The 13,390-nt window shown below is 59.7% G+C and carries 9 protein-coding genes; 3 read left to right on the top strand and 6 right to left on the bottom strand.

The features are described from left to right. Window positions 1–158: 158 nt before the first annotated feature. The 4 genes from IH944_02070 to IH944_02055 are packed head-to-tail and all read right to left on the bottom strand — an operon-like array spanning window position 159 to window position 6,263. Window positions 159–1,376, bottom strand: a complete 1,218-nt coding sequence (locus IH944_02070; protein MCH7903334.1) for a cytochrome b N-terminal domain-containing protein — start codon at window positions 1,374–1,376, stop codon at window positions 159–161. A 1-nt stretch (window position 1,377) separates the two neighbouring features. Next, a complete protein-coding gene (locus tag IH944_02065; protein MCH7903333.1) occupies window positions 1,378–1,893 on the bottom strand; it encodes a ubiquinol-cytochrome c reductase iron-sulfur subunit in 516 nt (171 codons plus the stop codon). 17 nt (window positions 1,894–1,910) lie between these two features. Beyond that, on the bottom strand, window positions 1,911–3,818 hold the full coding sequence (locus IH944_02060; GenBank protein ID MCH7903332.1) for a 4Fe-4S dicluster domain-containing protein: 1,908 nt from the start codon (window positions 3,816–3,818) through the stop codon (window positions 1,911–1,913). After that, window positions 3,819–6,263, bottom strand: coding sequence for a molybdopterin-dependent oxidoreductase (locus tag IH944_02055; GenBank protein MCH7903331.1), 2,445 nt, complete (start codon window positions 6,261–6,263; stop codon window positions 3,819–3,821). Window positions 6,264–6,373: 110 nt separating this feature from the next. Here IH944_02055 and IH944_02050 point away from each other — a divergent pair, with 110 nt between their 5' ends. Beyond that, entirely contained in the window at window positions 6,374–7,948 is a 1,575-nt protein-coding gene (locus tag IH944_02050) for a NarK/NasA family nitrate transporter (protein MCH7903330.1), read from the top strand. A 304-nt stretch (window positions 7,949–8,252) separates the two neighbouring features. On the opposite strand, the gene IH944_02045 is transcribed toward IH944_02050, so the two are convergent. Further along, complete coding sequence (locus tag IH944_02045; protein ID MCH7903329.1) at window positions 8,253–10,205, bottom strand: hypothetical protein; 1,953 nt, start codon at window positions 10,203–10,205, stop codon at window positions 8,253–8,255. Window positions 10,206–10,346: 141 nt separating this feature from the next. Between IH944_02045 and IH944_02040 the strand changes: the two genes are divergently transcribed. Further along, the gene (locus IH944_02040) at window positions 10,347–10,625 is read left to right on the top strand and encodes a carboxymuconolactone decarboxylase family protein (GenBank protein ID MCH7903328.1); all 279 of its coding nucleotides are present in this window, start codon (window positions 10,347–10,349) and stop codon (window positions 10,623–10,625) included. Between the two features lie 62 nt (window positions 10,626–10,687). After that, on the top strand, window positions 10,688–11,389 hold the full coding sequence (locus tag IH944_02035) for a Crp/Fnr family transcriptional regulator (protein MCH7903327.1): 702 nt from the start codon (window positions 10,688–10,690) through the stop codon (window positions 11,387–11,389). Window positions 11,390–11,467: 78 nt separating this feature from the next. Here IH944_02035 and IH944_02030 read toward each other — a convergent pair whose 3' ends face one another. Next, window positions 11,468–13,165, bottom strand: a complete 1,698-nt coding sequence (locus IH944_02030) for a long-chain fatty acid--CoA ligase (GenBank protein MCH7903326.1) — start codon at window positions 13,163–13,165, stop codon at window positions 11,468–11,470. Between the last annotated feature and the right edge of the window lie 225 nt (window positions 13,166–13,390).

Raw genomic sequence — 13,390 nt, 5'->3', positions numbered from 1 at the left:
GATCAAGGTTAATCCACGCCCGGGACAGATCGATCGGCACCGTGAATCATCCGTCAAGGCTGGCGCGGCATTATTCCGTCAGTAAGGGAGCGTTGCAGCGGCGACGACGGGCTGCGCATACCTGAAGAGAAACTTTCGCATGGCGTCTGCTGGGGCGCTTACGGTGGATCAACGTCGTCTGCAAGATTCGTCACGTTAGCGTCAACGGCCGACTCAACCTGCTCCGGCTCCGCGTGAACCGGTGTATCGAGGATCCCTTTTAGCGTCATCAGCCCGATCATCAGAATGATGAACGTGCCGGTTACGATGATCCACTGCCGCATGGCCGGGTGCCTGGAATCCGAGCGGTCCAACCACGGGAGAAAGATCATCCCAAGGCTGACGATGCCCGGTACGACGACCGTGGCGAGCACTTCCCACCCGGCTGGCATGATCTTGAGCAGCTCGAACAGTCCGAGGTAGTACCACTCCGGACGCGGCGCGAAGTCCGTCCCGGATGGATCGGCCATCGCCTCCAGTCCTGGAGGGAATGCGGCCGCGAGATAGACGACCAGCCCAACGCCGAACAGCACAACGACCGCGTCCTTGAACAGCTGCACCGGAAAGAAAGGCACGCCTGGCCCTTTCTGCGGCTTGACAGGTCCGGCGATGTGGTGCTTTCGCACGAGCATCAGATGCAGGCCGGTGAGGAACAAGAGTGCTCCAGGCAGCAGCATCACATGGATGGCGTAGAACCGGGTCAGGGTGAGCGATCCGACCTCATGGCCACCGCGAATCAGTACCAAGAGCGCATCGCCGATGACGGGGACGGTCCCCGCGATGTTCGTGCCGACGACGGTCGCCCAGTACGCGGTCTGGTCCCAAGGCAGCAGGTATCCGGTGAACGAGAAGGCGAGCATCACGAAAAAGATCAGCACGCCTATCAGCCACGTTAGTTCGCGCGGCTTTTTGTAACTGCCCCAGAAGAACACGCGCAAGATGTGGATCACGGTGACGCAGATGATGGCGGTCGAACCCCAAACGTGCAGACTGCGAGTTGCGATCCCCACGTTGATGCCCCAAAAGTAAAGACCATCGTTGATGTGTTGAATGCTTGCGTGCGCTGATTCCGGGCTCGGCGAGTAGTACATCGCCAGCGCTATGCCGGTTGAAAACTGGAACACGAGCAGCGTTAGCAGGAGGTTGCCAAGCGTCTGCCACCAGCCAACGCCAGCGGGCATCTTCTCGTCGAGGTTCTTGCGAACGAAGCCCCACCAGCCTAGGCGCAGCTCGAGCCAGTCCCGCAGGCGCGGGCGATCGGCGACCAGCTGTTCCTCGCGCGTTCGCTCGGGCTCTTGCTCGATCGGTTGCTCCGGTGTCAGGACTCGTTTGCTCACATCACACCTCTCGGTAGATCCACACCTTGCCGTCCTCTACTTTCGTCTCGTACTGGTCCAGCGCTCTCGGTGGCGGGCCTGCGACGACCTCACCTCTTTCGTCGAATACACCGCCGTGGCAGGGACAGAAATACCGCCCCTTGTCGTCTTGGAACTCGATCCGGCAGCCAAGGTGCGTGCAGGACGGGTTGAACGCGGCTATTCGATCGTCGTGTCTGTGCAGGAATACGTTGTAGCTGCGGTTGATCGTCCGGTAACCATCCTTGATTACCATCGAGTAATTGGCCTCCCGTGTTTCGCCGACTGCGAGGTCCGCGTCGTCCAGCACAGGCACCCACTCGCCTTTGAGCTTCTTTGCCAACGGCGCACCGATGAATCCGATCACGGGACCGAGGACGGCGATCCCGACCACTGCGTTGAACAGTCCGATCAAACCACCGAGAAACTTGCGTCGCTCCTTGCTCATCGGCTCGTCTTTGCAGTTGCACTCTGCGCGGTTGTTTCTGCTTGCACACATTGTTTCTTTCCAAACGGCTACGGGTAGTAGCGCAGCCTGATCGGGCCCTCAAACCCTGGATCTATTTCTGCCATCACCTGCGCGGCGATCTGTTCGCTCTTGTGGTGCCTGCCCGGAGACGGTTCGCGTTCGAACGCTATGTTGACTCCGCTTGCCACCAGCTCTTCCCCGACGCGCGTGATGCCGACCAGGACTGGAACGACGAACGCGTGCGCGAAGCGGGTGAACGGCGCGGTCATGATGAGCAGCGCGACCGACGTCAAGTGATAAATGTAAATCGTCATCAGCCAGTCGTTGACGCCGGCCTTGTTCAGCGTCAACGTCATGAATCCGCTTAAAACGGTATGGAACAGCAAGTTGACGAACAGGAAGTCGCGTCCGAGCGTCAGGCCGTTGTCCATGTACTCGTCGGTCTTGTATCGCACCATGACGTAGCCGACCCCATAGATCACGGCGGCGCCGGCAACTATCGCGAGCAGCTTGATCGGGTGCGTCAATTCCAAATCGCCCCGCGAAGGGTTGTAGATCTGCATCAGCATGTCCGCGAGCAGGAGGCCGAACATTCCGTAAAGCATCAGCCCGTGCAAGAACCAACGCTGCTTGTTCTTCCGCCACAGGGACGCGACGAGGAACCCGTCGACGATGAGCGACCAGGAGAACACTCCGATCGCTTTGCCAAAGCCGAATTTCTTGAGATGAGGCAACAGCCCCCAGGCACCGGAGATCTTGATCCAGTAGAACAGGACCTTGAGACCGAAGAAGATCGAAAACAGCCCCGCGAAGAGGAAGATGTGCATGACGCTCTTGGTCGATAGAACCCTTCCGACCTTGTAGGCGATCGGGATCTGATCTTCGTCCACCTCTTTCGCCCGCATCTCTGAGTAGATGCTCCTAGCGTCTTCGTCGGAGAGAGCTTCGGCAGGGGTCGCTGGCATCATCCCCTTGCCGTCGCGAATGATCGCGAGGAACTCCATTTCTGTGAGCTTGGTCTCTGCTATTGGCGGGCCTATGCCGCCGTTGCCGGTGATGCCGTGGCACCCCATGCAGGTGGAGGTCGAATACACGTCGCTCGGCGCGATGCGCTCCATGACCTCTACGTCTTCCTGGCCAGATGCGAGGGCCGCGGCAGCCAGCAGGATCAGGCTGCCGATGATCGGCAGCAACCGCAGCTTCTTTCCTGTCGCTTGTGCTGGCGCTGCTTCCAGTTCACGCGTTTCGATAGAGCGCTGAGCTTTGCTGGTGACCGGTTCGACGCCGGTAGCAGTCGCCCGATTTCCGTGCGTGTGGCTCTCTTGATCGGACATGGTGCCAAGGTACAGACCTGCAGGCTTGGTCTTCGCCTGCGGCAGCAAATGGAACGTATCTCGTCCGGTCAGCTCCTTCTGCTCTACGATGTACTTCGAGACCGCGCTGTCCGGGTCGTCCAAATCTCCAAAGATCCGCGCAGTCGTGGGGCACGCAACGACGCAAGCCGGATCCAAGCCCTGATCGACGCGGTGCGCGCAGTAAGTGCACTTGCGCGCGACGTTCTCCTTCAGCCTTGGTTTGACAAAGTCGCGCTCGTACGGCTCGTCCTCGTTCAAGTACCACTCATCGGTCTTGGTAAGATATACGTTTCCGTACGGGCAGGCGGAGACGCACGCGCCCGTCCCCTTGCAACGATCCTGGTCGATCAGCACGATGCCGTCGTCGCGTCTGAAGATCGCTTTGTTCGGGCAAGCCTTCAAGCACGGCGCGTCGTCGCAGTGATTGCAGAGCACCGGGATGTAAACGCGCTTGACGTTCGGGTATGTACCGGCCTCGACGTTCAGCACGCGCGCGAAAAACGTATTGACGGGAGTGCCGTTCTCCTGTTTGCAGGCGATCGTGCAGGCGTCGCAGCCGATGCAGCGAGTGAGATCGATCAGCATCGCCATTCGCGGCATCTACTTCGATCTCCTGATGTTCACTCTCGTATCTTTCCAGTGTTGACCCGGCGCGTAGACGGCTGGCAGATAGTACGTCTCATGGGTCGGCTTGATCTTCTGCTCCGAGTGCACGGAGTGGTACTTCCCATCAATCAGGAACCGATCCCACCAGCCGTGATCGACGCACAGGACGCCGGGCTTGATCGATTCTGTCAGCAGCGCCCACAACTTGTAGGAACCGTTGTCGTTGAACACCTCGACCTCGTCGTCGTCCTCGATTCCTCTCGTCAGTGCATCGGCTGGATGGATCTCGACGACCGGCTTGCGGTTCAGATTCCTCAGCACGTTGTTGTTGCAGTGAGTCGAGTGCACGCGCCACTTGGAGTGCGGGGTGACGATGCAGAACGGAAGCGCCTGCTCGTCGTCCGTCATGTGCGAGAACGCTGGCTTGAAAACGGGGAGCGTCTCACCGAGCTTCTGGTACGTCTCTTCTTCCTTGTAGAACTCCATGCGGCCGGTCTTGAGGAACTCCCGCTGCGCGCCCTCGGGGAACGGATAGGCGCGTGGCGGGAACAGCTTGAAGTCTTGAATCTGTTCGTCAAGTCCGCACTCAGGGTCGTGTACCTTCAGCCGAACCGGGCCTGCCTTGAGCTGCTCGATCGTGATGCCCGCCACTTCCGGACAGTCCGGGGCGTCGAGCATCATCTCCATCGCACCGAACTCGTCAACTTCAAAGTATTTGAGCAAGTCGGGATCGATCCGTCGCACCATCTCCTTGACGATCCAGTACTCCGTCTTGCTGTCGTACTGCGGCGGCACGACCTCTTGCTGGATCTGCAAGAACGGATGGCAGCCAGTGGCGACGAGTTCGTACTTCTCCCAAAACGTCGGCGCAGGAAGCACGACGTCCGAGTACTCGCAGGTCGGCGTCATTTGAAAGTCGATGGTGACGAAGATGTCGAGCTTGTCCATCGCCGCTTTCATCAAGTTGCTGAACTCCGTGACCATCGGGTTGGCGTGCGAGCAAATGAATCCCTTGAAGCCGTCCTTGGGGAACTTGATCTTCTTGTTCATCGAGTTGGTCGGACGGCCCAAGATGAAGTAGTGCACAGGAACCGCGTTCGGGCGCTTCCCGTCGGGGAACCACCACGGCGAGACGTCGAGCCGGAAGTGGTGCTGGCCGGAGTAGATCGAAACGGATTCGCCCGGCTTGCCGTGCGCGCCGACGAGCGCGCTCAGCAGCAGGATCGACCGGATCGTCAGATCGCCGTGCAGCCTGTGGTTCACGCCCATTCCGACGATGATCGTGGACGGCCTGTTGGTCGCGTAGTCGGTCGCGACCTGCCTGATCGTTTCTGCCGGGATGTCCGTGATCTTGGCGACGTTCTCCGGACGGTACTCGTCTCGCATCACAACGTCTTCGACTAGCTGGAACACTGGGGTGACCTCGACTTCCTGGCCGTCGATCTGGAGCTTGCGAACTCCGCGGAACGACGGTTCGATCCCCTCGGGAAGCCTGAGCGTGTCCATCGGCAGGGTGAACAGACCGTTGCGGGTGTCGTCCCAGACGACGAACTCGCTCTCTTCGCCCATGCCGACGTCCTTGGCTGTTACGCGCATCCCGTTGTCCGACCTGACGAGCGTCGCCATGTCGGTGTACGTGCGCAAAAATGACCAGTCGATCAGCTCCCTCTCCATCACGACTTGGCACATTGAGAGCGCCAGGAGGCCGTCTGTGCCGGGCGTAATCGGTAGCCACTGGTCTGCGCCCTTCGCCGTCTGACTGGCGCGTGGATCGATCGAGATGATCTTGCAGTTGTTGCGCTGCTTTGCGACGCGGGTCAAGAACTGGGCGTCGGGTATGCGCGTTTGGAAGATGTTGCTCGACCACAGGATCGCGGTCTTTGCGTAACCCCAGCTCTTCGACTCGCACTCAATGCTGTCGATACCGAGCGTCTGCGTGTACCCCATCGAAATGTCGCCGTTGAAATCGTAAGCGGTGCCGAACGACATGCCGAGCAGCGAAGCCATTCGGACTTGCGCGCCTTTTTGCACGTAGCCGGTCCCCACGACCTGGTTGAAGAGCATGACGCTCTCCGGCCCGTGGTCTTTCATCGCCTTCTTCATCTTGTCCGCGATCAAATCGAGCGCTTCGTCCCATGTGGCCTCCCGGAACTTGCCCTCTCCCCTCTCGCCTGTTCTGATCAAAGGCGTCTTGATCCTGTCCGGCCCGTAGATGAGATGCGTCATCGACATCCCGCGCAGGCAGCCGCGCGGGTTGTACTCCTCATCCGGATAGTCGGCCGCTGGCTTGAGGTCGACGATCACGTCGTCGACCACCGTCGCAAGCCATCCGCAAGCGCCAGTGCAGTTAGGACTGTCGGTCGTTCGAACGACGCGAACGTTGCCCTCCTTGGGCGCCTCAGTCTTCGCTCGTCCGGGAACGGGGTGACGTGTTGCCATGAGGATCGTGTGATGTAAGTATTTGGTGCGTCAAGAGTCCGAACTATGACGCCCGTCATATCTGGAACAAAGAGTCCATGATGCTCGAAAATGCGGCATGGTCCTGGGCTATGACGGGCGTCATAGATGCACTCTTGCGGCGCGTCAAGAATCTAGCCGTGAGCACAAGAAGTCCAGCAAACCGAATTCTGTTCATGAACACGCTGGCGTTCACCGTGTGCTTCGCCGTGTGGATGATGAACGGCGTGCTCGTGACCTTCATGGTCGACAACGGCTTGCTCACGCTCGACAAAGCACAGATCGGCTGGCTGATCGGTATCCCCGTTCTCACGGGTGCGATTCTCCGGCTTCCTGTGGGCATCATGGCGGACAAGTACGGCGGCAAGCCGGTTTACATCGGCGTCATGCTGATCACCGCCGCAGCGTGCTTCCTGCTCAGTTTCATGCAGTCGTTCGCCGGGTTGTTCGTGGCAGGATTGGCGTTCGGCCTGGCGGGCACGTCGTTCGCTGTCGGCATCGCCTACACGTCCGTGTGGTTCCCGAAAGAGAGGCAAGGAACGGTTCTCGGAATCTTTGGCGTTGGTAACGCCGGCGCTGCGATTACAGCGTTCGGCGCGCCGCTTTTGCTACGAAACCTTACCGACAACGGTGCCAACCCGGAGAACTGGAAGTACCTTCCGATGATCTACGGCCTGGCGCTGATCGTCATGACAGTTTTATTCGCGCTGTTTACGACGAACAAGAAGCCGGAAGGCGCAGCAGGCAAGACGCTCAAACAGCGGCTGGAACCGCTGAAGGACATCCGCGTTTGGCGGTTCGGCTACTACTACTTCCTGGTGTTCGGCGGCTTCGTCGCACTCTCCCAGTGGCTGGTGCCTTACTACCTCAACGTCTATACAATGAGCCTCGCGACGGCCGGCATGATGGCGTCGATCTTCATCTTGCCATCGGGCGCGATCAGGGCTCTCGGCGGCTGGTGCGCAGACAGGTTCGGCGCACGCGCGACGATGTACTGGGTGCTCAGCGCCTGCGTCGTGTTCTTCCTGCTGATCGTCGCGCCGCGCATGGACATCAGCTCCCCCGGCGAGGGAATCTTGGCCGCTCAACCGGGCACGGTCACGGCAGTGACGGATACGAGCGTCACGATCGGCGACAAGACGTACGAGCTAGAGCCGAAACCGGCTGAAGAGACGGGCGTTGAGAAGGAGGGCGCGCTCGTATTCCCGACCTTCGAGTCCTGGCAAGAGCCTGCGGTCTCGGTAGGCGACCAGGTCACGAAGAAACAGCTGATCGCCAAGGGTTTGACCCATGTGTATTTCCAGGCGAACGTCTGGATCTTCACTGTGTTGCTGCTCTTCGCAGGCATAGCGATGGGCGTTGGAAGTGCCGCTGTCTACCGGCACATCCCCGACTACTTCCCACGCGACGTCGGCGTCGTCGGCGGTCTGGTCGGCGTACTCGGCGGCCTCGGCGGCTTTGTTTGCCCTATCATATTCGGCTACATGTTGAAAGGCACGGGCGTGTGGACGACCTGCTGGCTGTTCCTCGCGCTCATCTCGATCGTCGCCTTCGTCTGGATGCACACGGTGATCCTGAAGATCAGCAGGGACGCCAGGCCGACAGGGCCGATGGACGACCCGTCTCGCACCCCGACCGAGCCGAACGGTAACGGAGCAACGAACTGACGACAACGCGTTCGTGAACTTCATGCCAAGGTTCTTGCCACGCGGATCAGGCCGGGCGCTCCGTGGTACGCCTGTACGGCGTCACGGCGTACGACTTTAGCTGCGTGATCGTCAACTGTCGGCTCTAAGCGAGGAAGAACGCCGAGATACCGTGTTAGGGTCACGGGCTGCTTTCCCTTTTCGGAGTGCGCGGACGCGTCCGCGCTTTACCCAGCGGTGGAGAAAGCATTCCTCTGCAGCATAAACGTCCTGCATGCACTGTCGAAAGCTCCGACTCGTCGGAGCACTCCAAAAGACACACCGATTACTCACCAAATCCGAACGCAACAGCAGCCTCGCGGTACAGCGCCGCGACGAGGTCGGAGATGAAGTACTGCCCCTTCTCCTTCGCCTGCGTGTACCACGGGTTCATCAGTACGCACCGCATCAGGAAGATTCCCTCGCGTTCGTACTCCTCCCTTGTTGCGCCAATTTTGCCGGCGAACTCCGAGACCGTCTCCCAACTGTAGTGGTCGGGCCGCAGGACTGTGCGGCTGACGAAAAACTCCTGTTCGTAGATGCTGCTCTTGCGCCCTTGCTCGATCGTGAACTTCGAGTGGATCGCCTTGTTGATCTCGTTCAGTTCTCGCAAACTTCTTTGCGATCCTTCGGGAACGAACGCGAAGCACAGGATGTTCGAGCCCGGCTGGCAGAGCGGCACCGCCTTGACTTTGTGGCCGCGCGAGAGGTTCGGCAGCTCGTTCAGCAGCGTGTAAAGCTCGCCGGCGTTGCGCACGGTCTCCTGCATCAACCTGCCATGGCCGTAACAGTCGAGCGGGATCAGGGTGTGGCTGAGCCACAGCGACGCGGCGACCATGCCCGGCTTGCTCCCCTCGAGGATGTAGACCCCGACCGCCTTCGACCGCCGCTCCACGCTTGGCGGTTGCATCTCGCCTTCGATGTACGGTGCGTCCTGTCTCAGCACCGGCTTCACCAGGTCGGACTTGAAGCACACCGCGCCTGCAGGGTACGGCACGTAGCCGAGCTTGTGCGGGTCGATCGCGACCGAGTCGCACTCGCCTAGCTGTTCGAGCGCGTCGCACGCCGAGTCGTGCGGCAGATAGATGTCCAGCTCGCGCACCTCGCCGTCGATCTTGACGGTCGTGATAGGGCTGCCCAGGCCGATCCTCTTTGGCACGGTCATGGTTCTTAGATATCCGCCGTACGCGGCATCCGCATGGATCCAGAAGCTCTGTCTGCCGTCTAGTTCGTTCTGTGCTCGCACGGCGACAATTTCATGAATCGGGTCGATCGCGCCCTCTTCTGTCGTGCCTGCTACCGCTACGACCGCGAGCACGGTCTTGCCCGCCTTCTCGACTTCGTCGAGCTTCACGCGGAGCATCTCGCTCCGCATCCTGAACTGGTGGTCCACCGGGACTCGAATGAGCGTGTCGCGCCCGAGCCCGAGAAGGTCGAGCGCCTTTGGCACGCAGTAGTGATGCGTCTCTGGGGTCAGCACGACAAGCTCTGTCTCGACCGTGTGCAGCACAGTTCCCAGCCCGCGCTCGGTCACGTTGTGCCGCGAATCTTTGATCGCCCGGAAGACGTCTGCTATCGACTCCTTCGCGTTGACGTACTTCTTACGCGCCGCCACAAAGCAGTCATCAAGAGACTGCAACGACCGCGTCGGAGAAAGCGCGAGCAAAGCCCGTTCATCCATCGACTCTTCTGGCAACCCTAAACCCAACGAAAGCGAGACGTCCTTAACGACCAGCGGCAGAAACAGCACTGCGCGCGCCGCCCACAACGCCTCGATGTTGGCGATCGTGCCGCCGCTCGTCAGATGCCCCCAGGCGTCGTCGCCGTAGCCGAGCATGTTGGCGAGCATCCGTGCGACCTCCAGTTCCATCTCGACCGTCACGGGGGCTGCCTCGTAGCTTACGTTGTTCGGGTTGTAGAGCAGCCCGGCGAACATCCCGGCGATGCTCGGCAGCGTCTGCTCCGCGATCATGTGCGCGGCGTAGCGCGGGCTGTGGAACGGAAAGTCGGCCTTGAGCCTCGAAAGCAGCTCGATCAGACGGTCTTCGAACTCGTCTTGAAACGGTTCGTTCTGCCTTCGTACTCGCGAATCGATCACGACGCCGTCTTGCGGGAAGTAGTTCCGTCGCCAGTAGATGTGATCTTGGTAGATCCGCTGGAGCACGTCGGCGAAGGCGCCCCCGTTTTCGGCGTTCGGACCGGTGAACCAACCCGAAATGTGACCAGAAGTGTCATTCATCGTTCTGCTTCGACATCCATACTGTATTCTCCGACACAGGAAAATTCGTTTCTATGACGGGAATCATAGTCCTGGGTCAGAAATGAATCGAGAATGAAGGATACGAACATGTCCCGGATACCCTCACATTACGTAGAGTTCATGCAAAAGAACCCCGAAATTGGCGATGCCTACCAGAAGCTGGGCGAGGCGACGCTCGACTCAGGGCCGCTGACAAGGAAGCACGCGGAGCTGGTCAAAATCGGCATCTCGCTAGGCGCGTGCCTTGAGAGCGCGGTACGAAGCCACTGCCGCAAGGCCATCGAAGCTGGAGCAACCGAGCAAGAGGTCCGCCACGCCGTGATGCTCGCCGTTACGACCGTCGGATTCCCGACGATGATGGCTGGCCTGCGTTGGATCGAGGAAGCGATGGCGGGTTGAAAAACGACCTAGCATGCGCCGCAGGAAATGTTTACAAAGAAGCACGTGATAAAATGGAAGCAGTGCCACAAGCTCCCGAAAGGCCGACGAACATCGCGGCCCTCAGGTCCAGCACGCTCTTCAATTCCTTGACGGGCGAAGACTTGGACGAGCTGGCGACGGTGTCGCACATGGCGTACGCCGAGCGTGGGGAAACGATCTGGATGCGCGGGAACGAGGTCGACTTTTACGGGCTGGTCGGCGTGGGTTTCGTCAAGATGGTGCAGAGCCTGGCGAACGGCCACGAGGTGACGTCCGAGATCATGGGGCCGGGCCAGATATTTGGCCTTCTCGGCACGGTCGAGGGAACCGGATGTCCGCTGGAGTCGAGGGCGGTCTGCAACATGTGGTACCTCAAGATCCCGAAGGCCGACTTCATGCCAATTTTTGACGGCCGCATAGAGTTCAAGAACCAGCTTTTGCGCCGCACGACCAACAGGCTGCGGCAGACGATGGACATGATGGCCAAGATGTCTACGGGCAAGGTCGACGAGCGCATCGCGCTCATTCTCATGCTGCTCAGCGAGTCGTACGGCAAGGAGTCTGAGAAAGGTGTGACGATTCAGGTGCCCCTGACGAGGCAGGACATCGGCGAGATGGCGGGAACCACCGTTGAGTCGACGATCCGTGTGATGAGCCGGTGGCAGAAGAACGGGATCATCGAAAGCGATCACCGGTTCGTTACAATTCTGGATGTGCGTGTGCTCGAGGAGTACTTAAGGTAGTAGCGAAAGCCGGTCCGGGTGTCTTATCATCCCTCCATACTCATAGTGTGGAGGGTTGGAGCGGGTCGCAATCACCGGTTATCGGTCGCTCTCGGAATTCTTCTTCAATTCCTCATCGCGCAGCTCCCGCCGAAGGATCTTGAGGGCGGCGCTCTTGGGGAGCGAATCTCGAAACTCGATCTGCCGAGGAACCTTGTAGGCGGCGAGCTCCTTGCGGGAGTACTCGATCAGCGCCTCCTCCGTCACAGATCGGCCCGAGGCCAGTACAACGAAAGACTTCACCGTCTCGCCGCGCTTCTCGTCCGGAATACCGATCGTGCCCGACTCCAAGACGGCGGGATGGGCCATGAGCACGTCGTCCACTTCGTCGGGGTAGATGTTGAATCCGCCCGCGATGATGATCTCTTTCTTGCGACCGACGATGAAGAAGTAACCGTCTTCGTCGACGGTCGCGATGTCCCCTGTGTAGAGCCAGCCGTCTTTGATCGCCTCTTCGGTCTCACCCGGCTGCTTCCAGTACCCTTTCATCACCTGCGGGCCTCGGATTAGGAGCTCGCCTTCCGCACCGACCGGCAGCTCCGTCGTGCCGTCTTCGAGCGACACGACCTTTGCGTCTGTGCCAGGAACCGGCACCCCGATACTGCCGATCTTGCGCGTGCCGCCGAGGGGGTTGCAATGGGTCACAGGCGACGTCTCGGTCATCCCGAACCCCTCGACGATCGTCCCGCGCGTAACTACCTCAAACCTCTCCCGGACAGCGCTCGGCAACGCGGCCGAAGCCGAGAAGCACGATTTGACGCTGGTGAGGTCGAAGTTCTCAATCCCGGGGAAGTTGTTGATGGAGTTGAACTGTGCCGGCACCCCTGGAAACATTGTCACCCGGTGTTTCGCGATGTTCGAGATCAGTCGCGAGATGTCCCGCGGGTCAGGCATGAGCACGATCGCTGCCCCAACGGAGATCGGGAAGTTCATGCAGACGGTCATTCCGTAAACGTGAAAGTAGGGCAGACAGGCGAGAAAAACGTCCTTGCCGGGCTCGACGCCCGTGAACCAGGAGCTGATCTGCTGCACGTTGCACGACAGGTTGCGATGGGTGAGCATCGCACCTTTCGAGACGCCAGTCGTGCCGCCTGTGTACTGCAGCACCGCGACATCGTCGATATCGATCTCGACCGCGGGAGGATTCGGCGGGTTGGACCGAATGAGGTCAATCATGTTATAGATGCCTTCATCCGGAGCGACCTTTGCGATCATCGGCGTTTTCGCCCGTTTGAGTTTTAGGGAGAGTATGAAGTTTAGCGGGAACCGAACGTAGTCCGGAATCGACGTCACGATGTAGTGCTTGACGGGGAGCTTGTCCCGGATGGCCCGGATGCGACTCTCGAACAAGTAGTCGCTGACGACGACCACGGAGCATTCGGCATCGTTCCACTGATGCTCGAGCTCTCGTTCGACGTAAAGGGGATTGGTCATGACTACCTGTCCTCCGAGCGAGAGGATGGCGTAGTAGGCGATCACTGCCTGGGGGATGTTGGCCAGTTGGATGCCGACCTTGGTGTCCTTGCCGACTCCGAGATCTACCAGCGCGGTCGCGAACCGATTCGCGTCGTCCTTGAGATGGCGGTAATTCATGTGGCAGTTCATATAAATGAGCGCCGTGGAGCTGCCGTATAGCGTCGCCGACCGCTTGAGATACTCCGGAATCGGAACGTTCTCGAACCTAGGACTCGTCGGCACCCCGCTGTCGTAGAACCGGTGCCAAGGCCGTATGTCCATCTTCGCCCCAATGTACCCGTCACTGGCCGGGAGCGGCACATCGTTATTCGGCACTTCGACCCTTCGACATGCAGACCCGCCGCAAGGGAGCTTAGGGACGTCGAGGACGACGGAACCGGTGTGGTCCCGCAGGTCAATCCGGCCGCACGTCGATTTCACGAGTTCACTGGGACCCTTGACATTCAACCTAGGTTGAAGCTTCATATTCTACAATGAAGTCAGAAA

This window comes from Armatimonadota bacterium, from assembly GCA_022563855.1.
Classification (GTDB): domain Bacteria; phylum Armatimonadota; class Fimbriimonadia; order Fimbriimonadales; family Fimbriimonadaceae; genus JADFMN01.
This window is presented reverse-complemented; position numbering and strand designations above follow the sequence as displayed.

Coding starts and splice junctions, on each gene's coding strand:
- IH944_02065 (MCH7903333.1), bottom strand. CDS start 1,893: ATGTGTGCAAGCAGAAACAACCGCGCAGAGTGCAACTGCAAAGACGAG.
- IH944_02060 (MCH7903332.1), bottom strand. CDS start 3,818: ATGCCGCGAATGGCGATGCTGATCGATCTCACTCGCTGCATCGGCTGC.
- IH944_02055 (MCH7903331.1), bottom strand. CDS start 6,263: ATGGCAACACGTCACCCCGTTCCCGGACGAGCGAAGACTGAGGCGCCC.
- IH944_02050 (MCH7903330.1), top strand. CDS start 6,374: ATGACGGGCGTCATAGATGCACTCTTGCGGCGCGTCAAGAATCTAGCC.
- IH944_02045 (MCH7903329.1), bottom strand. CDS start 10,205: ATGAATGACACTTCTGGTCACATTTCGGGTTGGTTCACCGGTCCGAAC.
- IH944_02040 (MCH7903328.1), top strand. CDS start 10,347: ATGCAAAAGAACCCCGAAATTGGCGATGCCTACCAGAAGCTGGGCGAG.
- IH944_02030 (MCH7903326.1), bottom strand. CDS start 13,165: ATGGACATACGGCCTTGGCACCGGTTCTACGACAGCGGGGTGCCGACG.